This window comes from Brevundimonas sanguinis (assembly GCF_029636725.1).
In the GTDB taxonomy this organism is placed as follows: Bacteria; Pseudomonadota; Alphaproteobacteria; order Caulobacterales; family Caulobacteraceae; genus Brevundimonas; species Brevundimonas sanguinis.
Genome location: NZ_CP116770.1, coordinates 1,085,178 through 1,104,784, shown reverse-complemented (window position 1 = coordinate 1,104,784; position 19,607 = coordinate 1,085,178). Strand labels below are relative to the sequence as shown.

The window sequence follows — 19,607 nt, the reverse complement described above, 5'->3', positions numbered from 1 at the left end:
GGTCAACCTCCTGCCGGCTCAAATACAAGGTCGCGGGTGACGATGATCCTGACCGGGAAGCCGGGCCGGATGGTGAGAGTCGGCGCAACCTGCAACTGGCGCTGCACGATCTGCTGGCCCGCCTGATTGACGGTATCCTGCGCCCCGTCGCGGATAGCTCGAACAAGCCGGTCCTCGTCGCTGGTCGCCAGCTCCGTGCCGACTGCGAGCAGCGTGGACAGCCCTGCGGCCTTCATCAGATCCCACCAATGGTAATCAACCCCGTCTTCCAGCCCGGCATAGCCGCTGGCGTCCGCGCCCGGCAGGCGCTCAAGGACGATGGAACGGCCACCGGGCAGGATCAGGCGATTCCACACCAAGAGCACCCTGCGCTGGCCGAAGGTCACGCCGTCATCGTATTGACCGATGATGCGCGTCCCTTGCGGGATCAGGAGCAGGCTGCCGGTCGGGCTGTCATAGACGTTCTCGGTCACTTGCGCCGTGATCTGGCCCGGCAGGTCCGAGCGGATGCCGGTGATGAGCGCGGCGGGGATCACGGCCCCGGCCTGAAGGATGTAGGGCGATGCCGGCGGCGCGACGCGATCCGGCGCGATGGTCTGCCGGTCCACGGGTCCGTTGAGGAAAGCCGCGTGCCGGTCTTGCGTCGCGGGCTGTCCGCCGAGGCCGAGTCCTGCAAGGCCGGGCATGGACGTTCCTGCCGGCGCTCCCGTGCGTGGGCCGGACTGGAAAAACACGTTGCTCAAGCGCGCGGCTTCTTCCTCGGCGCGGCGGCGTTCTTCTTCGGGATCGACGGCGGGCGTCGTCATGACGGGCGGCGCGACCGGCTGTCCCCTGTTCTGCGCGTCGAGGATCGGACGGCCGAGGTCGCCGGGCAGCGCCGGGCCGAGCACCGGCCCCGTATAGTCGCGCGGCAAGCCGGACAGGCCGTCCGCCGTTGGGCGGTTCTCGGTCGAATAGAGTTCTTCGCCTCCCGGCCCTGCATCGCGGATCTGGAGCGCGTAGATCAGTGCGCCGCCGATGCCGAGCAAGGCGACCGCGCCGACGCCTGCCAGCATCTTGCGAGACAGGCGGGTGACGCGCGGCGGTTCGGCGCGCAGGCGCATGGGCGCGATGGTGTCGCTGATGGTGTTGTCGGTCATGACGGGGAGCCTCCGGTCGCGCTGGCGGGCTGTGCGGCAGCGGCCTGCGTCGGGTTGATGCGAACGATCCTGACGACCTGCTGGCGGTTGCCGTTGCCAAGGCGCAGCTCGGCCGCGCCGAACAGGCGGTCCACGATCAGGACGTTCTGGTGGACTCGGCTGTTGACGATCTGCGGTTCGCCATTCGTGCCGAGCACGAAAATCGGCGGCATTTCGCCCTGCACGATCCCGGCCGGGAAGACGACATAGACGCGCCGGCCATCGTCGAACACGGAAGCCGGCCGCCATGGCGGGTTGTCGCCCTGCACGTGCAATGCATAGCGGTAGTTCCGCGCAGCCTCGGCCGGGATGATCGGTGCGGCTGGAACGGTGTGACGCTGGCCGGCAGGCGGTGCGGGATAGGCCCATGCGACGGCCGGCATGTAGAGTGATTCCCGCGCGCGCAACTCGATCATGTAGGTGCGCCGGTCGGTGGTGACGACAAGGTTGGTGGAAATGTCAGGTCGCGTCGGTTTCACGAGGATATGGACGCGGCGGTTCGCACCGCTGCCGCTCTCGGTGTCGCCTATGATCCAGCGGGCGGTGTCGCCGGCCGCAATCGGCCCCGCGCCTGTCAGGCTCTCGCCCGGCTCCAGCGCAATGGTCGTGATCTGCCCGACTGCGGCATAGACCTGATAGAGCGCGCCTTCCGACCACGGATAAATCTGGATTGCATTGTAGTAGCCTTCCCGGCGCGGCTCGACGCGGGCGGCTGCATTGGCGTTCTCGACGCGGCCGGCCGGCGTCCCTGCGGCGGTTCCTCCACGCGCGACGGTCCATGCAGGGGGCACACGCAAAGGCCGGGGCGTGTTATCGGTTGCCGCCGCCTGCACGGTTGGCAGCGGGGGTACGCTGGCGTCATAGCTGAATTGCGGCGTCCGGTTGGTGGCGCAGCCTGCGAGCATGGTGGCAGAAAGCAGCACGGCCGCGATTGTGGGGGTGCGGGTGATCGTCCTCATTGGCTCATCTCCCGCGACCACGAAATTGCGTTGACGTAGATGCCGAGCGGATTGGCGCGCAGCCGTTCGGCATCGCGCGGCGGCTGGATGGCGATGGTCAGGATCGCGGTCCATCGTTCCGTGCTGGAAAGCTGGCCGTTCTCGAAATGGCGTTCGGTCCACGCGACGCGGAAGCTGTTGGGGGACGCCCGGATGACGCTAGACACCTCGACGGCGACCTGTTGACGGCCGACCTTGGCGAAAGGATCATTGGCGCGGGCGTAGTCGTTGAGCGCCGCCGCCCCGCGATCCGTGGTCCATTCGTAGGCGCGAAGCCAGTTCTGGCGGACAATGATCGCGTCGGCCGGGATCGCGCGGACCTGCTCGATGAATCGGCCGAGATGGAAAGCGATCTGCGGGTCGGTCGGGCGATAATCGGCGGCGGCCGGCGCGACGGTCTGCGCCTGTCCAAGATTGTCCACCTGCACCACCCACGGCACCACGGTCCCGCGCGCGGATTGCCAGACCAGCGCCGAGGCGAAGCCGGCCGACAGGATCAGGGAACCGAAGGCCATATAACGCCAGTTCCTCGCCTGCACGCGGGCCGAGCCGATACGCTCGTCCCATGCCTGCGCGGCCTTCTGATAGGGCGTCTCGGGTTCCGGCGATTTGCCGTAGTGGGTTGCTGGTCGTTTGAAGATGCTCATGAGCGGTCACTTTCGGAAAGGTTGATGGAGGAACCGGAGCCGTGGCTGTCGCCGGAGCGCACCGCATGGGCGGCCATGGTCGTGCCGTGGTTCATGGCCTGCGAGCGCCGCATCCGTTGCGCCCATGCGGGCGGGCTGCCGGCCGGGCCGGATGCTGCTGCGGTGGGATCGGCGCTCGCGCCGCCGACCGTGCCTGCGGTGGATGAGCCGCCGGTCACACCGAAGGCGGCGCGTGCGCCACCGGAAAAGCTGGACTTGACGCTCTCGGTGGCTTTCGAGACGGCGCGCTTCAAGGGAGAGACGGCGGCCGAGCCTGCGGCGCGGGCAACACCACCAAGGCCGGAAGCAACACCGACCGCGCCGGACTGGCCGAGCGCGCCGACGCTATAGGCTGCGGTTGCCGCGCCCGCGGCGGTCGCACCGCCGCGGACGGCCGCGGCCCCACCGGAGAGGGCGGCAGCACCGCCCTTGGCCGCAAGCATAGCCCCGCCGCCAGCGGCGACACCTGCACCTGCGACCGCAAGGCCGGTTCCCACGGCCGCGCCCGCGCCGAGCTGCGGGCCGCCAGAGACGATGCCGTTGGCGATGCCGGGGCCGAAGATGCCGAGGCCGAGCAGCGACAGGGCTGCCAGCACAATCGCCATGGCGTCGTCGATGGTCGGGGTTGCCCCGCCGAAACCGGCCGTGAATTGCGAAAATAAGGTGCTGCCGATGCCGATGATGACGGCGAGCACCAAGACCTTGATGCCGGACGACACCACATTGCCCAAGACCTTCTCGGCCATGAAGGCGGTCTTGCCGAACAGGCCGAAGGGGATCAGGACGAAGCCGGCGAGCGTGGTCAGCTTGAACTCGATCAGCGTCACGAAAAGCTGGATGGCGAGGATGAAGAAGGCCAGCACCACCAGCGCCCATGCAAACAGCAGGCACGCGATCTGGATGAAGTTCTCGAAGAAGCTGATCCAGCCCATCAGGTCGGAAATGGAATCGAGAAGCGGACGGCCGGCGTCGAGGCCGGTCTGCGCCACGCGGCCCGGCCGCATCAGATCGGTGACGGAAAAGCCGGTGCCCGAGGCCATGAGGCCGAGGCCGGCGAAACTCTCGAAGACGATGCGGGCGAGGTTGTTCCAATTGCCGATGATGTAGGCGAAGACGCCGATGAACAGCGTCTTTTTGACCAGCCGCGCGATAATGTCGTCATCCGCGCCCCATGCCCAAAAGAGCGCGGCGAGCGTCACGTCGATGACGATCAGCGTTGTGGCGATGAAGGCGACCTCGCCGCCGAGCAGCCCAAAACCACTGTCGATGTAGGAGGTGAAGACTCCGAGGAAATTGTCGATGACGCCCGTGTTGCCCATGGTCAGCGCGCCTCGCTGCGGTCACGGCCGAGGAAGCGGTCGCGGGATTCAGCCCAAGCGGCGAGGCAGTCGGCATCGCTTGCGGCGGCCTCGCCGAGCTGCTGGCAACGGCGCAGGCTGGCGCGCAGGGGATCGGGCGGCGGCTGGAGGGCCGAGGCCGGGAGCGGCGCGGAAGGTTCATCCTTCCGCGCCATGTCGATTGCGGTCACTGTCAAGGCAATCGCAACGAACACCACGGCCCCGAGCCGGGCCAGCATCTTGCCGTCCATGGCGAGCCTCCCGGTCAGTTGTTGCCGTTGTTGAACATCTGCGCGTTGCCCGGCAGGTAGCCGGTGCCGGGTGTCAGGAACCGCTCGCGCTGGATGCGGCCCTGTTCAGCAGCGGTCGCGCGCTCGGCCTCGGTCAGCGCGTCGGCCCGGCCATTGGCCGAGATGACCGCGATCAGGTCGGAAAGCTGCTGCGACTGGAGGGCGAGAAGCTGGTTGCCGGCCTGCGTGGCTTGCAGCGCGCCGGTCGCGCCTTGGCTCTGGCCGACCAGCGCGGCCATTTCGGCGCGGTTGCTGTCGATATTGCCGACCGCTCCCGCCTGCACGCGCATGGCGTCCTGCAAGCTGCCGACCGTGTTCTCCCACCGGCTGCGCGCATCGGCGACAAGCTGGGCGTCGGTCGCCGAAAGCGAGACATTGCCATATTGCTTCTGGAACGCTTGGTCGATCTGGCCGACCTCGAAGGCGATGTTCTGTGCCTGCCCGAGAAGCTGCTGCGTGCGCTGGACGCTCTGCTGGAGCTGCTGGAGCGAGGAATATGGCAGGCTCGCCAGATTGCGGGCCTGATTGATGAGCATCTGCGCCTCGTTCTGGAGGCTCTGAATCTGGTTGTTGATCTGCTCCAGCGTGCGCGCGGCGGTAAGCAGGTTTTGCGCATAGTTGGTCGGGTCATAGACGATCCGGCCGAAGCCGAATTGTGCATGGGCCGGGCTTGCCAGCATGGGCGAAAGCGCGACGGGCATGGCGAGCGCCAGCGCGAGGGCCGAGGCCCCAACGATCTTGGGATAGGTCATGGAAGAATCTCCTGTGTGGGGTGGCTATCGAGCGGGGCCGGCGCGGCGGATTCCGGCCGGTCGGCAAGATTGGTGAGGTTCGGGATCAGGTCGGCCGCCCAATCGACGCCGCGCTCGCGCAGCCATGCGGCGAGGAAGCCGTCGCGGCCGCGTTCGGCGACGATCTGCGCAATGAGGGTCTGGTCGGATTTGGCGGATGCGGCGCAGAGGGCGAGGCCGACTTCGGACAGGCCAAGCTCGAACAGGCGATTGCCGCGCCGTGACTGGCAGTAATAATCCCGCTTGGGCGTGGCCCGTGCGAGGATTTCGATCTGCCTGTCATTGAGGCCGAAGCGGCGATAGATGGCCGTGATCTGCGGCTCGATGGCGCGCTCGTTCGGCAGCAAGAGTCGCGTCGGGCAGCTCTCGATAATCGCGGGCGCGATGTTGCTGCCGTCAATGTCGGACAGGCTTTGTGTGGCGAAGATGACGCTGGCGTTCTTCTTGCGCAGCGTTTTCAGCCACTCACGGAGCTGGCCGGCGAAACCCTCGTCGTCCAGCGCAAGCCAGCCTTCATCTATGATGAGCAGCGTGGGGCGGCCATCGAGCCGGTCGCCGATACGATGGAACAGATAAGCAAGCACGGCAGGGGCCGCGCCGGTCCCGACAAGGCCCTCGATCTCGAAGGCTTGCACGTCCGCCGATCCCAAATGCTCTGTCTCGGCGTCGAGCAGCCGGCCATAGGCACCGCCGACGCAGAACGGACGGAGCGCCTGTTTCAGATCGTTGGATTGCAACAGCACCGCAAGGCCGGTGATGGTCCGTTCCTCGACCGGCGCGGAAGCGAGCGAAGTCAGCGCCGTCCAAAGGTGTTCCTTGACCTCGGGCGTGATCGCCAGCCCCTCGCGCATGAGGATGGCCGCAATCCAGTCCGCCGCCCATGCGCGTTCATAGGTGTCGTGGATGCGGGCAAGTGGCTGGAGCGAAACGGACGCCTCATCTCCTTCCGTGAGGCCACCGCCCAAATCGTGCCAATCCCCGCCCATGGCGAGCGCGGCGGCGCGGATGCTGCCGCCGAAGTCGAAGGCGAAAACCTGCGATCCCGCATAGCGCCGGAACTGCAAGGCCATGAGCGCCAGCAGCACGGATTTGCCCGCGCCGGTCGGGCCAACGACAAGGGTGTGTCCTACGTCGCCGACATGGAGACTTAGCCGGAACGGGGTTGAGCCTTCAGTCTTTCCAAAGAGCAAAGGGGGTGCACCGAAATGCTCGTCCCGTTCCGGCCCCGCCCACACCGCTGAAAGCGGGATCATGTGGGCGAGATTCAAAGTGCTGATGGGCGGCTGGCGGACATTGGCGTAGGCGTGTCCGGGCAGACTGCCGAGCCATGCGTCAACCGCGTTGACGCTCTCGGGCATGACGGTGAAGTCACGGCCCTGAACGATCTTCTCGACCAGGCGCAGCTTCTCTTGCGCCACGCGCGGGTCGGCATCCCATACGGTGACGGTCGCCGTGACGTAGGCCATGCCCGCCACGTCTGCCCCAAGCTCCTGCAACGCCATGTCGGCGTCGAGCGCCTTGTTCGCCGCGTCGGTGTCCACAAGGGCGGACGCCTCGTTGGTCATCACCTCTTTCAAGATCGCCGCGATGCTCTTGCGCTTAGCGAACCATTGGCGACGGATGCGGGTCAGCAACCGGGTCGCATCGGTCTTGTCGAGCAGGATCGCGCGCGTGCCCCACCTGTAGGGGAACGGCAGCCGGTTCATCTCGTCGAGCAGGCCCGGCATCGTTGCGGTCGGGAATCCCACGATGGTCAGGACGCGCAGATGTGTGTCGCCAAGGCGCGGCTCCAGCCCGCCAGTCAACGGCTGGTCGGCGAGCAGCGCGTCGAGGTGCATCGGCACCTCGGGCACGCGCACGCGATGGCGGTTGGTTGAGATGGTGGAATGGAGGTAGGTCAGCGTTGCGCCGTCATCCATCCAACGGCACTCGGGCATGAAGCCGTCGAGCAGCGCCAGCACGCGGTCGGTGCGGTCGATGAAGCCGCGCATCAGCTCCCACGGGTCCACGCCGGTTTTCTCGCGGCCCTCATAGAGCCATGCCTCAGTGCGGGCGGCTTCCTCGGCCGGGGGCAGCCAGAGGAAGGTGAGGAAGTAGCCGGACACGAAATGCGCGTCCGCTTCCTCGAAACCAGCCTTCCGTTCCGCATCGACCAGCGCCGACGCGGCATCGGGAAAGCGACTATCGGGATAGGTCGCCGCCTCGCTGCGCTGTGCCTCGACGAAGATGCTCCAGCCGGAGCCGAGACGGCGCACGGCGTTGTTGATGCGGCCGGCGACGGCGACCAGCTCGGCCGCGACGGCGGAATCCAGATCGGGGCCGCGAAACTTCGCGGTCCTCTGAAAACTCCCATCCTTGTTCAAGACGACGCCGGAGCCGACCAGTGCCGCCCATGGCAGATAGTCGGCGAGTCGGGTGGCGGTGCTGCGGTATTCGGCAAGGTTCATCATCGACGCGCCTCCCTCACACCGCCAGATGGCCGGGGATGCGCAGATGCCGCCGCCCGACCTCGACAAAGAGGGGATCGCGCTTTGCCGCCCACACGGCCGCGAAATGACCGATGGCCCAGATGGCGATGCCGACCAGCCAGAGGCGCAGGCCGAGGCCCACGGCCCCGGCCAGCGTGCCGTTCAGAATCGCGATGGAGCGCGGTGCGCCGCCGAGCAAAATATGCTCGGTCAGCGCCCGATGGACCGGGACCGTGAACCCCGGCACCGCGTCGAGCTGTTCGAGGCCGCCCGCCATCAGATGAGCGCCCCGCCGCCGAACGAGAAGAACGACAGGAAGAAGCTCGACGCCGCGAAGGCGATGGACAGGCCGAACACGATCTGGATCAGCTTGCGAAAGCCGCCGCCCGTATCGCCGAAGGCCAAAGTCAGGCCGGTCACGATGATGATGATGACGGCGATGATCTTGGCGACCGGCCCTTCGATGGACTGGAGGATGCTTTGGAGCGGTGCTTCCCACGGCATCGACGAACCGGACGCATGGGCGGCCGGGGCGAGCATGAAGCTGATGACAAGGGTGGATGCGGCGGTCGCGGCGAAGCGATAGCCGCGCGAAATCGTGCGGATCATGAAGATTCTCCTGTGCTGGTGGGGATTGCCAAAGGGATGGGATGCGTGATGCGGTAGTCGCCGTCCGGTCCCAGCCCTTCGACGCGGGCGAGTTCGGCCAGCCGGCGCGCGGAACCGCGCCCGGAAAGGACGGCAACGAGGTCGATTGTCTCGGCGATCAGGGCGCGCGGGACGGTGACGACAGCCTCTTGGATGAGCTGTTCAAGGCGGCGCAGCGCGCCGATGCCGGTGCCTGCATGAATGGTGCCGATCCCGCCCGGATGGCCCGTGCCCCATGCTTTGAGCAGGTCGAGGGCTTCCGATCCGCGCACCTCGCCGATAGGGATGCGGTCGGGGCGCAGGCGCAGCGAGGACCGGACCAGATCGGAAAGCGTCGCCACGCCGTCTTTCGTCCGCATGGCGACAAGGTTGGGCGCGGCGCATTGCAGCTCGCGCGTGTCCTCGATGATGACGACGCGATCCGCCGTCTTCGCCACCTCGGCGAGCAGCGCATTGGTCAGCGTGGTTTTGCCGGTGCTGGTGCCGCCCGCTACCAAGATATTGGCGCGGGATGCGACGGCTTCGCGCAGCGTTTCCGCCTGATCGGTGGACATGATGCCCGCCGCCACATAGTCGTCGAGCGTGAACACCGCGACGGCGGGCTTGCGGATGGCGAAGGTCGGGGCAGCGACCACGGGCGGCAATAGCCCTTCAAACCGCTCCCCGCTCTCGGGCAGTTCGGCCGAGACGCGGGGGCTGCGGGCATGAACCTCCGCGCCGACATGATGCGCGACTAGCCGAACGATGCGTTCGCCATCGGCGGCGGACAGTCGCTCGCCCGTGTCGGAAAGCCCTTCGGATAGCCGGTCCACCCAAAGGCGACCATCCGGGTTCAGCATCACCTCGACGACGGCCGGGTCTTCGAGCAGCCGGGCAATGGCGGGGCCGAGCGCGGTGCGCAACATGCGCGCGCCGCGCGCGATGGATTCCGGTTTTTGGTGGTTGGTGGTCATGTCGGCCCCGTTTCTTCATGGGGCGCGACAGGCAATCCCCAGATCGGGGTCGATTAAGAGAGACCGAAATGCGGCCGGTTCAACAAGTATCTATGAGGCGGCGGTGATCGGCGGCGAACGGCGGTAAATAGGATGGGTCCGAATACTCATTCTTGATCGCCGTTGCTCTCGGACTCGTCCGGCAACTGATCGTCGGGAAGTGAGTCGAGGTCACGCGACAGCTCCTTGAGGAACCTGTCGCCCGTCGCCAGACGCCGGCCGAGATTTTGCATGAAGCCCTCGAACCGCTCCGCGCCTTTCGCTCGGGCAGCGGATTGTGCGGCTCCCGTAAGCGGCGGTGTGATGGTCATCCAGAAATGGATGAACTGCGCGACCGTCTCGCCGAGGACGGCGAGATCCAGGTCGAGCGTGTCGATCTGGCGGCCGAGCTTGTCCATGCGGCGCGACATGGCGGCTTCAAGCTGGTCGTCGGCATCGCCGGACAGGTAAGATATGACCGCCGCCTCCACGATGGCGGATTTTGAGACATTACGGCGCAGCGCCACCGAGCGGCGCAGCGCCATCGCTTCGATCTGCGGAATGAGCGCGGGGTCGAAATAGAGATTCAGGCGGGTTCTGGTTGCCATGGTCGTGTCCTCAAAGGTCGATTCCGTCATCGGGGTTCAATGCGACCTGCCGCGCGACCATCCTCATACGTTGGCGCATGGCGCGGGCCTTGGCCGCGTCAACGTCCGGCTCGTCGTCCACAAACTCGAACTCCTGTTCGGGTGATGGCGGCGGGGCGACGATTTCCTCATGCTCAGGCAGCTCCGGCTCGCGGCGGATGCCAGCATTGGCCGGATCGCCCTCGGCCCCGTGTGCGGCGTCGGTCGCGGAATGGCTTTCCGCCGCGACCACACGGCCGGACCAATCATCGGCGGATGGACTGGGCGCCAGCGGAGCGGCGACCAGATCGGGCGGGGTCAGGATGCGTTCCTGCAACCGCGCGTCCTCGAAATAGCGGGCCTTGGTCGCGCGGATCGGCGGTGTGCCCGCGACCATCACGATTTCATCGGTGGGCGGAAGCTGCATGATTTCGCCCGGCGTGAGTAGCGGGCGGGCCGTCTCCTGCCGTGAAACCATGAGATGCCCAAGCCACGGGGCCAATCTGTGCCCGGCGTAGTTGGTGGAGTCGCGCAGTTCGGTCGCGGTGCCGAGTGCGTCGCTCACCCGCTTGGCCGTCCTTTCGTCGTTCGTGGCGAAGCTGACGCGCACATGGCAGTTGTCGAGGATCGCGTTGTTCGGGCCATAGGCGCGCTCGATCTGGTTGAGGCTCTGCGCGATCAGGAAGCCTTTGATTCCATACCCCGCCATGAAGGCGAGCGCCGATTCAAAGAAGTCGAGCCGGCCGAGCGCCGGAAACTCGTCCAGCATCAACAGCAGCCGATGGCGCTTGCCGGAGGTGGTCAGTTCCTCGGTCAACCGCCTGCCGATCTGGTTGAGGATCAGGCGAATGAGCGGCTTGGTGCGGTTTATGTCGGATGGCGGCACGACCAGATAGAGCGTGACGGGCTGGCGGCTGCCGACCAGGTCGGCAATGCGCCAGTCGCACCGCGCCGTCACCCGCGCCACCACGGGATCGCGGTAGAGGCCGAGAAACGACATGGCGGTGGAGAGCACGCCCGACCGCTCGTTCTCGGATTTGTTCAACAGTTCGCGGGCGGACGACGCGATGACGGGATGAGCGCCTGCTTCGCCGAGATGCGGCGTGTCCATCATCGCGCGCAAGGTTGCCTCGACCGGGCGGCGGGGATCGGACAGGAAGTTGGCGACGCCCGCCAAGGTCTTGTCCTTCTCCGCATAGAGAACATGCAGGATCGCGCCGACCAGCAAGCTATGGCTGGTCTTTTCCCAATGGTTGCGCTTGTCGAGACTGCCTTCGGGATCGACCAGAATATCCGCGATATTCTGCACGTCGCGGACTTCCCATTCCCCTTGCCGGACCTCCAGCAGCGGGTTGTAGGCCGACGATCTGGCGTTGGTCGGATCGAACAGCAGCACGCGGCCATGCTTCGCGCGGAAGCCCGCTGTCAGCGTCCAGTTCTCGCCTTTTATGTCGTGAACGATGGCGGATGCCGGCCATGTCAGCAGCGTCGGCACCACCAGCCCGACGCCTTTGCCGCTACGCGTCGGGGCAAAGCATAGGACATGCTCGGGACCGTCATGGCGCAGATAGTCCCGGTCGTATCGGCCGAGCAAGACGCCATCGGGGCCGAGCAATCCGGCCGCACGGATTTCCCGGTCCTCAGCCCATCGCGCCGATCCGTAGGTGGCGACGTTGCGCGCCTCCCGCGCCCGGATGATCGACATGAAGATGGCGGCGGCGATGGCGAGGAAGCCGCCCGATACCGCGATGATGCCGCCCTCGACGAAGATCGCGGGCGCGTAGGCGTCGAACGAAAACCACCACCAGAAGAAGGCGGGCGGATAATAGACCGGCAGGCCCGCCAGCTCGAACCATGGTGCTCCAAGCTGCGGCTGGAAGCCGAGGCGGAACGCCGTCCATTGCGTCGCTGCCCACACCATCACCAGAACGATGGTGAAGACGGCACCAATCTGCCCCCAAAGGATTCGGCCTCCGCGCATACAGGCTCCAGTCGGCAAAAAAAGACGGAGCCGATCAGAGAGTAGGCAAAATCGGGACGGGCAACAGGAAAGAGGATGCCGGAGGGCTGCCGGATACTATCGGCGGCAAATAGGACGGGTCGCCTTTGCCGTTATCGTGCCGGTCGAGTGCCATCGAGGAAACGATTGGGCGAATCGCCGTCACGCTTCATTTTGCCTGCGAGGTTGAGTAGATTTTTCAGTGCGGAGCTGCGATTGAACGGCGACCAGACGGCTGTAAAGGCAACCGGCTCCGGTTCATCGAGGAAGGGCAGGAAGACGATGCCGGTCGTCGGCAATAATGACGTGGCCTCGCCGACGATAGTGATGCCGAAGCCTTGTCCGACCATAGATAGCAGCGTGCCGCGCCCCACATCAAAGCGCAGGATCGACGGTGCGGGCCAACGCCCGGCAAGGCGCAGCACGATATGGTCATGGACCTGCGGGCCGGTGCCACCATAGCGAACAATGAAAGTCTCGCCGACCAGATCGGACCAAGTGATTGCGGACTGCCCGGCGAGGCGATGCCCATCCGATAGCACCACCACCAGCGGTTCGGTCCAGATCGGTCGGGTATGGCAGTCGGGCATCTCGGGCTTGCCCGCGACGAACGCCACGTCGAGCTGGTCAGCACGAAGCTGCATCACCGCATCGCGGGCCGTGCCTTCGGTTATCTCGACCTCAATGCCGGTATGGGCTTCCCGATAATGACGGATCAGCTCCGTGAGAAAGCTGCGTGGGATCAAGGCATGGATGCCGATGCGAAGCCGGCCACATTCTCCTTGAGCTGTCATGCCGGCGGTCTTCACCGCGTGATCGAGTTGATCGACACCCGCCGTGACACGCTCCATGAAGTGCCTGCCTGCGTCTGTTAGCCGAACGCCCCGCGCATGGCGCTCAAACAGCAGGATACCAAGGTTATCCTCCAGCGCTTTCACACGCGCGCTGACGCTCGACTGGCTGACGCCGAGTGCCTTGGCCGCATGCCGAAAATTCAGATGCTCGGCGACGGCGATGAACTGAACAAGGGAAATGAGCGGTATCCTGCCAGACAGGATACCGCCATTCACGAGGTTTCGATGGTTAGTGCGCCGCATCGGAGCGGGCCTGCCACCAGTCGTCGGTTAGACGACTGGCGACTTCTCGGTGGCAGTCCCACGGAGCCGAAGGAGCGCCAGCCCCAACGACACCAGCACTGCCATCGCCGTGGCGTAACAGATCACCGGCCACGCTGTGTCACCGTTTAACAGCGTCACCGCCAATGTCCCGACAATGCTGACTATCAGGCTTTGAACGCAGAAGTAGAACGCGACCGCTGATCCTGCGATGTCGTCGAACTCTGCCAAAGCGCCGTTCGCGGTAACGGACACAGTGAAGACAATGGCGACCGCCATGACCCACATCGGCACGATGAAGGTGAGGAATGACGGCGAACCGAAGAGTTCGCCGATCCCCAACAGGACCGCCCCGAAAACGAGCAACGCCATTCCACGCGCTACGCATCCCGCGATGCCCCATCTGGTGACAAAGGACTTCGCGAAACGAGTTGTCACGATCATTACAAGCGCGACAGTGGCGAAGGCAAAGCTGAATCCGATCTCGGAATATTCCGCTTGGCCTATGAGCACACGGGGAGCCGTCGAGAAGAAGACGAAGAAGGTGCCCATACCGGCGCTAAAGCCGATGGTGTAAACCCAAAAAGCCGGACTCGCGAAGATCGGCAAAACAGATCGGCGCGTCTTCGCTTGATCCAGAGGGCGGGTTTCGTGCCACCTGAAACCCGCATTTAGGAGTGCGAGCATCGCCAGTATAGCCAAAGCAATGAATATCGCCTGCCATCCCAAGAACTCGCCGATCAACGCTCCGGCGATAGGGCCGAGCGCAGGTACGAACGCCAGCATCGAACTGAAAAGGCCGTAGATGACGACACCCTCAGGACGACTGGCATAAACGTCGCGAACCGTCGCGAACGTCGCCACCAGCATGGCCGACGCGCCGACTGCTTGAAGCAGACGGAAAGCGACAAAGGCTGGTGCAGTTGAAGACCAAGCTGCTCCCAGAGACGCAATGACGAAAGCCGTTGCGCCCGCAAGTAGAATTGGCCGTCGCCCGATGCGGTCTGAGAGCGGACCAAAAATCACCTGGCCCACACCGAGCATCACAATATAGAGGCTCAACGTGAGTTGGATCATGGCGGGCGTCGTGTTCAGGATGCCGGGCATCGCTGGAACGACGGGGAGATAAATATCCATCGCCAGTGAAGCGAGGATGTCGAAGGGAGCCATCAGCAGTAGGGCTGCCGGCAGCGTATAGGCCCATGCAGGGCGTGTGATGGTCATGATAAGTCAACCGCTCGATTAAGAAATCTCGGGCGGCGTCTGCACATCAGCAATCACATGGGATTGGTCTCACAGAGCGCCGCAACAACAATTTTGCTGTTGCGGCTTACTTGTCTGCTGACTTTGGATTTCCCATGCTGACCACTCCACGATCACAAATTTGACTAGCTATCACTTATACGATCAGCTGTTGCCTCGCAATGCCGTATCGCTGGCTCGTAGCCACCCAATCCCCCGCTGTTGACGTTCCCGTCATTCTTGGCCGTATGAAACCCCTATGCCTTGCTTTGGCGGTTGGCTGGAACGGGCAGAGGTTCAGTCGACGCGGATCAGCCGACCCATTTCTTTTGCGAGAGAGAGCAGATCACGGAGCGCGGCGCTTCGATTGAACGGCGACCAGACGGCGGTAAAGGCAACCGGCTCTGGCTCATCGGCGAAAGGCAGGAAGGTGATGCCGGCAGTCGGCAGCAGTGCCGTCGCTGCCCCGACGATGGTAATGCCGAATCCCTGTCCGACCATGGATAGTAGCGTGCCACGTCCTACGTCGAAGCGCAGTATCGAAGGCGCGGGCCAGCGCCCGGCAAGGCGCAGCACGATATGGTCATGAACCTGCGGGCCAGTGCCACCATAGCGGACAAGGAAGGTTTCGCCGACCAGATCGGCCCAAGTGATTGCCGGCTGCCCGGCAAGACGATGCCTATCCGGTAGCACCGCTACCAGCGATTCAGTCCAGACCGGCCGTGTATGGCAGTCGGGCAGCTCTGGTGTGCCAGCGACGAACGCCACGTCCAGCCGGTCGGCACGAAGCTGCATGACCGCATCGCGGGCCGTGCCTTCGGTGATTTCGACCTCGATGCCGGGATGGTTTTCCCGATACTGCCCGATCAGATCGGCGAGGAAGCTGCGCGGAATCAAGGCATGGACGCCGATGCGCAGGCGGCCCCATTCCCCCGTCGCCGCCATGCCTGCGGTCTTCACCGCATGGTCGAGTTGATCGACGCCGGCTGCGATCCGCTCGACGAAGTGGCGTCCGGCTTCGGTCAACCGAACGCCACGCGCACGACGCTCGAACAGGAGGATGCCAAGGTCTTCTTCCAGCGCCTTCACGCGGGCGCTGACGCTGGATTGTGCAACCCCGAGTGCGTTCGCTGCGTGGCGGAAGTTGAGATATTCAGCGACCGCAAGCGTCTGGATCAGCGACAAGAGAGGTATGCGCGACCCGAGCAGCGTTTCACTTGATCGGAAGGCATCGTTCGCATGTCTTTTCGAACGCCGCATCCTAAGCTCCCGCTAGGCGGCCTTTTTTGTGGCTCCGCGTTTTTCGACCGGGATTCCGCGCAGATCGCGCAACCAGAGCTGACCGCATGCCGCCGAAATATCCCGCCCCTGTGTATCCCGCACCACGACCGGCACACCGGCGCGATCCAGCACTTCACGGAAAAGTCCGAGGCTGCGGTCGCCGGTTCGATCAAGCGCGATGCCATCGACAGGATTCCAGCGCATAAGGTTCACACGCGCCCTTCGCTTGTTCATGAGACCGGCAAGCCGTTTCGCATCAGCAAGCGTGTCGTTGATGCCGGGGAGGACCAGATAGACAAAGGTGACGATCCGGTTGTGCCGTTCCGCCCATGACGAAGCGCGCGCGATGACTTCCTTGATGTCGTGCTTACGCGATCCGGGGATGAGACGGTCGCGAACTTCCTGCGTCGTCGCATGCAGCGATATAGTCAGATTGATCGCCAGATGCTCTTCTCGCAATTGCGCTAGAGCCTTCGGTATGCCGATGGTCGAAAGCGTGATTCCCGTGGTGGGAAAATTCATCCCTCGCCGGTCGCGCAGGATACGAATCGCCTTCATCACCTGCTCGTAGTTGTTCAAAGGCTCGCCGATGCCCATGAACACGATCCGGTTGACCTTCGGCCCGAGTTGAACGACCTGTTCGACAATCTCGCCCGCCGAAAGGTTGCGCTTGAGGCCGGCTTGGCCGGAAGCGCAGAACTGGCAGGCGAAGGCACATCCAACCTGTGACGAAATACAGGCGGTGTGTCCGTCGTGACGACGGATCAGAACGCTTTCAACGGCATAACCGTCATGAAGGCCGAAAAGCACCTTCTGCGACCGACCGCCGCGCTCATGCGTGATTTTGCGAAGGCTCCGCAACTGGACGCCCCGAGCCTCTGACCAGTTCCGCAAGGCGCGCGGCAGGTCCATGTGTGGGCAGAACAGGTCGCGATAAGCGATTTGCGGCCCGCTGCTCGCGTTCAACGCATCGAACTCGTCGGCCATGAGGTTCAGCGCCAAGGTTGGCGCAGGCAGTGCTTTTTGTCGTTCGCCCCCCAACGGGCTGGGTTCTTGTATAGGCATGATAGTCGTTCCGGGTTTCCGTGCCCGGCGATACCGTGGCGCACGCCTTATAAATAACCGACACGACTGTTATAAACAACCCTCCAGATGGTGTTACCCGAACACATGGTCGGGATAGAGGACGGACAGAAGCATGTGGGTGCGCTTGGTCATGAAAGCCGCTAGCTCGCCTTCCGGCTCAACGAGCCATTGCATGCAAGACCCCTGAATGACCGTCTGAATCAAGCCGGCGGTATGCTCGGGTGGGCGCGGCCCGGCGGGCAGTCGTGCCTCGATAGCTTTCAGGACCAGTCTGTTCCGCTCCGCCGCAAGGGCGCGAAGCGACGGCTCCTGAACGTCTCCCCACAATAGAAGAAGGTAGCCTTCCGTTCCGGCACCGTCACCCATACCGGCGATGAGGTCCTTGAGCATCGCCCACAGCGGATCGAGGCCCTTTTCGGGACTCGCACCCGCGAAATAGTCGCGCACCTCCTGCGTGTTGCGCTCCATGACCTTTAGATGCAGCGTCGCCTTGTCTTTGAACCGCTGGATCAGTGCAGCCCGCGAGATGCCGACCGCTTCCGCAACATCGGAGAGGGTGAAGGCCGATGGACCTTTCTGAAGAAGGATGCCTAGCGCGGTATCTAGAATGAACTCATCGCTATGAAGTTTCGGTCTCGGCATATCTTCTTTTCTACTGCTCGCTTGAATGATGGCCCCTACAATAGCCGGCATCCAGCGTGAGATACACGGGGCATGATAGATACCGGATGAAACACGCGTATGTGCTAAAGGCCAAGGTCATGCCTTCGCCCCAACTGCCACGACACCGATCCGCCCTGCACGACGCCAGTGATCTCGCGGCCGAGCTGGCGGTCGATCACCGGCCGCCACGGGACAAGCGTGAACTCATGGCTCTTTTCCACCACGGCGAACTTGCCGCTCGATAGCTGAACGGTCCCGGTGAACTTGCCGCTGACGTTCTCGCCGTCCGTGGCGGCACGGAACGGCAACCCCTTGCCCTCGGCCATCTCCGCGCCAATGCGGGCAACCTCCCGCTCGCGCAAGGTGGCGAGAAGGCTGCGCCGGTAGAAGATGCGGCCGTTCCGTGCTCGGGTGGCATCGCCCTGTTCGATGTGATGCTCGCGCCGCTGGTCCATCGCCTCACGCACCTGCTGGCCGAAGCCGGCCGGCGCAAGGTCGGCCGTTTCGCCATGGACCAATCGCCGGTCCAGCCATGTCGTGCCGTCCGATCCGATCTGCTTGCCTAGATCGACCGGGGAAAGGATGCGAACGCTGGCCTGCCGGTCACGGCCGGCGTCATAGGCGGCGGCGCGGCTGACCAGATCATCGGGGATGCGCCATTGGTCGGCGTCGATCCTCTCGACGATCCCGGCGCGGCGCAATGCCTCCAGTCGCCGGACATGGGCATCGACATAGCCCTCATAATCGCCGCCCGGAACGCGGCCCTCGAACTTCGCCTGCTCCAGATGGCGGCTCGGACGATAGATGCCGTCCTCGGTGATGGCGGCAATGGCGCGTTCGGACGGTCGGGCGGTCGCCTCGGCCGGGCCGATCTGGACGACGCTGCAAACGCGGGCGTCCTCCAGCCGCTCGGGCGCGATGCCTGCGATGTGGTGCGTCCTGCCGTCGATCCCGTCCACCACAATGGTCAGGTTCTCGCCCAGCTCGTCCGACAGGTGCTTGTCCACGACGCGGCCGACGATGGGTGTCTCTGGCGCTCCGTCATGGATTTGAAAGCTCATGGGATCGCGTTCGCCTCCCTGCGGGCCGAGCGCCTTCTGCATGGTGCGGATAATGTCGCCGCGCTCGCCCAACTCGCGCAGGGCCGGCTCCATGTCCTTGCTCAACTCCCAAACGCCGGGCGCGTGCTCGGTCGCCAGTCCCATCTTCTCCAGCTTGGCGAGACGGCGCAGGCGTAAGGTGCGCTCGAACTGGCGGCGCGGTGCGGCCGGTTCATGGCGCAGGTCGAGGAACCGGGCATCGGCTTCCTCGGCCATGGCGCGGTCAATCCGGGTGAAACGGTCCTGGTCTATCTCGGCCGACAGCTTGCGGGTCTGCTCGATTTCGGTGACGGGGCCGAGTTCCAGACTGGCAAGCTCGCTGGCGCGCTCCCGTAGGCCGTTGGCGAGGTAGTCGCCATTGATGATTAGATCCTCGCCCATCTCGTCGCGGCCGTTGACGATGACATGCACATGGGGATGGCCGGTGTTGTAGTGGTTGACGGCGACCCAATCGAGTTTCGTGCCGAGGTCGGCTTCCACCTGCTTCATGAAATCGCGGGTGTAGGCCGTGAGGTCCGATAGCTCCGCGCCATCCTCGGGCGAGACGATGAATCTGAACTGGTGGCGGTCGTCCTTGCCGCGATCAAGGAAGGCGTCGCCATCGGCGCGGTCCTCGGTCGCCGAATAGAGCCGGCCCCGCTCGCCGTCGCGTGACGTGCCGTCGCGCTGGACATAGCGCAGATGCGCGCGGGCGCGTGCGCCCTTCCACGCGGCCCGAACGCTGCGCTGCTTGACGATCACGCGGCGGCTGCCGGGCTGGCGATGATGCCATTGGCCGGAGATGTTCCGAGCGCGCACGAAGCTCGCGCCCCGGCCGCGCTTCACGCCCTTGCCGCTGGCGACCACGGCACGGGACCGCCCCGGCGATGACGGGCGAGCGGATGACGGCATGGAAGGATCGCGGGAGGCTGCTGCCTGATGCTGCCGGGTGATCTTCTTGACCTGCGTGAAAAAGCTCTTGGTCTTGCCGGCCTTCGGTGTGTCGGATCGGATACGGCCCGGCTTCGGACGGAAGCGGTTTTCATCGTCGGCGCTCATGGGCGCGACTCCTGATAAAACCACCGAAAAACGGCTGATATGGGCCTATGGTGCCGCTCGAAACCCAGCAAAGCCAAGGCTTTGTGCGAA

Annotated in this window: 18 protein-coding genes and 1 pseudogene; all 19 read right to left on the bottom strand. The window is 64.6% G+C overall.

From position 1 onward, the window contains the following. Positions 1-2 precede the first annotated feature (2 nt). Positions 3-1,139 carry a TraB/TrbI/VirB10 family type IV secretion system protein gene (locus tag PIB44_RS05625; RefSeq protein ID WP_029074220.1) on the bottom strand — a complete coding sequence of 379 codons (1,137 nt, stop codon included), beginning with the start codon at positions 1,137-1,139 and terminating at the stop codon, positions 3-5. Beyond that, positions 1,136-2,137, bottom strand: a complete 1,002-nt coding sequence (gene trbG / locus PIB44_RS05620) for a P-type conjugative transfer protein TrbG (protein ID WP_029074219.1) — start codon at positions 2,135-2,137, stop codon at positions 1,136-1,138. The genes PIB44_RS05625 and trbG overlap by 4 nt, the downstream gene beginning before the upstream one ends. Continuing rightward, the gene (gene trbF / locus PIB44_RS05615; protein ID WP_446680384.1) at positions 2,134-2,817 is read right to left on the bottom strand and encodes a conjugal transfer protein TrbF; all 684 of its coding nucleotides are present in this window, start codon (positions 2,815-2,817) and stop codon (positions 2,134-2,136) included. The genes trbG and trbF overlap by 4 nt, the downstream gene beginning before the upstream one ends. A gap of 2 nt (positions 2,818-2,819) precedes the next feature. After that, the gene (gene trbL, locus PIB44_RS05610; RefSeq protein ID WP_029074217.1) at positions 2,820-4,181 is read right to left on the bottom strand and encodes a P-type conjugative transfer protein TrbL; all 1,362 of its coding nucleotides are present in this window, start codon (positions 4,179-4,181) and stop codon (positions 2,820-2,822) included. A 2-nt stretch (positions 4,182-4,183) separates the two neighbouring features. Then, positions 4,184-4,450 (bottom strand): putative entry exclusion protein TrbK-alt, encoded by a 267-nt coding sequence (gene trbK-alt, locus PIB44_RS05605; RefSeq protein WP_029074216.1) that lies wholly within the window; start codon positions 4,448-4,450, stop codon positions 4,184-4,186. Positions 4,451-4,464: 14 nt separating this feature from the next. After that, positions 4,465-5,241, bottom strand: coding sequence for a P-type conjugative transfer protein TrbJ (gene trbJ / locus PIB44_RS05600; protein WP_029074215.1), 777 nt, complete (start codon positions 5,239-5,241; stop codon positions 4,465-4,467). Continuing rightward, the gene (gene trbE / locus PIB44_RS05595) at positions 5,238-7,730 is read right to left on the bottom strand and encodes a conjugal transfer protein TrbE (protein ID WP_029074214.1); all 2,493 of its coding nucleotides are present in this window, start codon (positions 7,728-7,730) and stop codon (positions 5,238-5,240) included. Before trbE ends, trbJ begins: the two co-directional genes overlap by 4 nt. 13 nt (positions 7,731-7,743) lie before the next feature. Then, positions 7,744-8,025 carry a VirB3 family type IV secretion system protein gene (locus PIB44_RS05590; RefSeq protein WP_029074213.1) on the bottom strand — a complete coding sequence of 94 codons (282 nt, stop codon included), beginning with the start codon at positions 8,023-8,025 and terminating at the stop codon, positions 7,744-7,746. Continuing rightward, positions 8,025-8,357, bottom strand: a complete 333-nt coding sequence (locus PIB44_RS05585; protein ID WP_029074212.1) for a TrbC/VirB2 family type IV secretion system protein — start codon at positions 8,355-8,357, stop codon at positions 8,025-8,027. Before PIB44_RS05585 ends, PIB44_RS05590 begins: the two co-directional genes overlap by 1 nt. Then, complete coding sequence (trbB, locus tag PIB44_RS05580) at positions 8,354-9,349, bottom strand: P-type conjugative transfer ATPase TrbB (RefSeq protein WP_029074211.1); 996 nt, start codon at positions 9,347-9,349, stop codon at positions 8,354-8,356. The genes PIB44_RS05585 and trbB overlap by 4 nt, the downstream gene beginning before the upstream one ends. A 146-nt stretch (positions 9,350-9,495) precedes the next feature. Continuing rightward, complete coding sequence (locus tag PIB44_RS05575) at positions 9,496-10,005, bottom strand: CopG family transcriptional regulator (protein ID WP_090613559.1); 510 nt, start codon at positions 10,003-10,005, stop codon at positions 9,496-9,498. Further along, the gene (locus tag PIB44_RS05570) at positions 9,986-11,974 is read right to left on the bottom strand and encodes a conjugal transfer protein TraG (RefSeq protein ID WP_029074209.1); all 1,989 of its coding nucleotides are present in this window, start codon (positions 11,972-11,974) and stop codon (positions 9,986-9,988) included. The genes PIB44_RS05575 and PIB44_RS05570 overlap by 20 nt, the downstream gene beginning before the upstream one ends. A gap of 131 nt (positions 11,975-12,105) precedes the next feature. Next, positions 12,106-13,089: a LysR family transcriptional regulator gene (locus PIB44_RS05565; RefSeq protein WP_051231116.1), complete on the bottom strand. Its 984-nt coding sequence runs from the start codon at positions 13,087-13,089 to the stop codon at positions 12,106-12,108. A 27-nt stretch (positions 13,090-13,116) separates the two neighbouring features. Further along, positions 13,117-14,331, bottom strand: a complete 1,215-nt coding sequence (gene floR, locus PIB44_RS05555; protein ID WP_029074208.1) for a chloramphenicol/florfenicol efflux MFS transporter FloR — start codon at positions 14,329-14,331, stop codon at positions 13,117-13,119. Between the two features lie 315 nt (positions 14,332-14,646). Then, a complete protein-coding gene (locus PIB44_RS05550) occupies positions 14,647-15,609 on the bottom strand; it encodes a LysR family transcriptional regulator (RefSeq protein WP_029074207.1) in 963 nt (320 codons plus the stop codon). A 12-nt stretch (positions 15,610-15,621) separates the two neighbouring features. Next, on the bottom strand, positions 15,622-16,617 hold the full coding sequence (gene rlmN / locus PIB44_RS05545) for a 23S rRNA (adenine(2503)-C(2))-methyltransferase RlmN (RefSeq protein ID WP_207896397.1): 996 nt from the start codon (positions 16,615-16,617) through the stop codon (positions 15,622-15,624). Positions 16,618-16,788: 171 nt separating this feature from the next. Further along, the gene (locus PIB44_RS05540) at positions 16,789-17,358 is read right to left on the bottom strand and encodes a TetR/AcrR family transcriptional regulator (protein WP_029074205.1); all 570 of its coding nucleotides are present in this window, start codon (positions 17,356-17,358) and stop codon (positions 16,789-16,791) included. 104 nt (positions 17,359-17,462) lie between these two features. Beyond that, positions 17,463-18,584 carry a DUF3363 domain-containing protein gene (locus PIB44_RS05535; RefSeq protein WP_230999696.1) on the bottom strand — a complete coding sequence of 374 codons (1,122 nt, stop codon included), beginning with the start codon at positions 18,582-18,584 and terminating at the stop codon, positions 17,463-17,465. 333 nt (positions 18,585-18,917) lie between these two features. Beyond that, positions 18,918-19,370 (bottom strand): annotated as a pseudogene (locus tag PIB44_RS15170) (type VI secretion protein); the annotation flags it as partial. Between the last annotated feature and the right edge of the window lie 237 nt (positions 19,371-19,607).

Excerpts from the sequence above, each read along its gene's own strand:
- rlmN (WP_207896397.1), bottom strand. The coding sequence starts at position 16,617 with ATGGCCGACGAGTTCGATGCGTTGAACGCGAGCAGCGGGCCGCAAATC.
- trbB (WP_029074211.1), bottom strand. The coding sequence starts at position 9,349 with ATGACCACCAACCACCAAAAACCGGAATCCATCGCGCGCGGCGCGCGC.
- floR (WP_029074208.1), bottom strand. The coding sequence starts at position 14,331 with ATGACCATCACACGCCCTGCATGGGCCTATACGCTGCCGGCAGCCCTA.
- PIB44_RS05565 (WP_051231116.1), bottom strand. The coding sequence starts at position 13,089 with ATGCGGCGCACTAACCATCGAAACCTCGTGAATGGCGGTATCCTGTCT.
- PIB44_RS05575 (WP_090613559.1), bottom strand. The coding sequence starts at position 10,005 with ATGACGGAATCGACCTTTGAGGACACGACCATGGCAACCAGAACCCGC.
- PIB44_RS05590 (WP_029074213.1), bottom strand. The coding sequence starts at position 8,025 with ATGGCGGGCGGCCTCGAACAGCTCGACGCGGTGCCGGGGTTCACGGTC.
- PIB44_RS05585 (WP_029074212.1), bottom strand. The coding sequence starts at position 8,357 with ATGATCCGCACGATTTCGCGCGGCTATCGCTTCGCCGCGACCGCCGCA.
- trbJ (WP_029074215.1), bottom strand. The coding sequence starts at position 5,241 with ATGACCTATCCCAAGATCGTTGGGGCCTCGGCCCTCGCGCTGGCGCTC.
- PIB44_RS05535 (WP_230999696.1), bottom strand. The coding sequence starts at position 18,584 with ATGGGACTGGCGACCGAGCACGCGCCCGGCGTTTGGGAGTTGAGCAAG.
- trbE (WP_029074214.1), bottom strand. The coding sequence starts at position 7,730 with ATGATGAACCTTGCCGAATACCGCAGCACCGCCACCCGACTCGCCGAC.
- PIB44_RS05625 (WP_029074220.1), bottom strand. The coding sequence starts at position 1,139 with ATGACCGACAACACCATCAGCGACACCATCGCGCCCATGCGCCTGCGC.
- trbG (WP_029074219.1), bottom strand. The coding sequence starts at position 2,137 with ATGAGGACGATCACCCGCACCCCCACAATCGCGGCCGTGCTGCTTTCT.
- PIB44_RS05570 (WP_029074209.1), bottom strand. The coding sequence starts at position 11,974 with ATGCGCGGAGGCCGAATCCTTTGGGGGCAGATTGGTGCCGTCTTCACC.
- trbK-alt (WP_029074216.1), bottom strand. The coding sequence starts at position 4,450 with ATGGACGGCAAGATGCTGGCCCGGCTCGGGGCCGTGGTGTTCGTTGCG.
- PIB44_RS05550 (WP_029074207.1), bottom strand. The coding sequence starts at position 15,609 with ATGCGGCGTTCGAAAAGACATGCGAACGATGCCTTCCGATCAAGTGAA.
- trbL (WP_029074217.1), bottom strand. The coding sequence starts at position 4,181 with ATGGGCAACACGGGCGTCATCGACAATTTCCTCGGAGTCTTCACCTCC.
- PIB44_RS05540 (WP_029074205.1), bottom strand. The coding sequence starts at position 17,358 with ATGCCGAGACCGAAACTTCATAGCGATGAGTTCATTCTAGATACCGCG.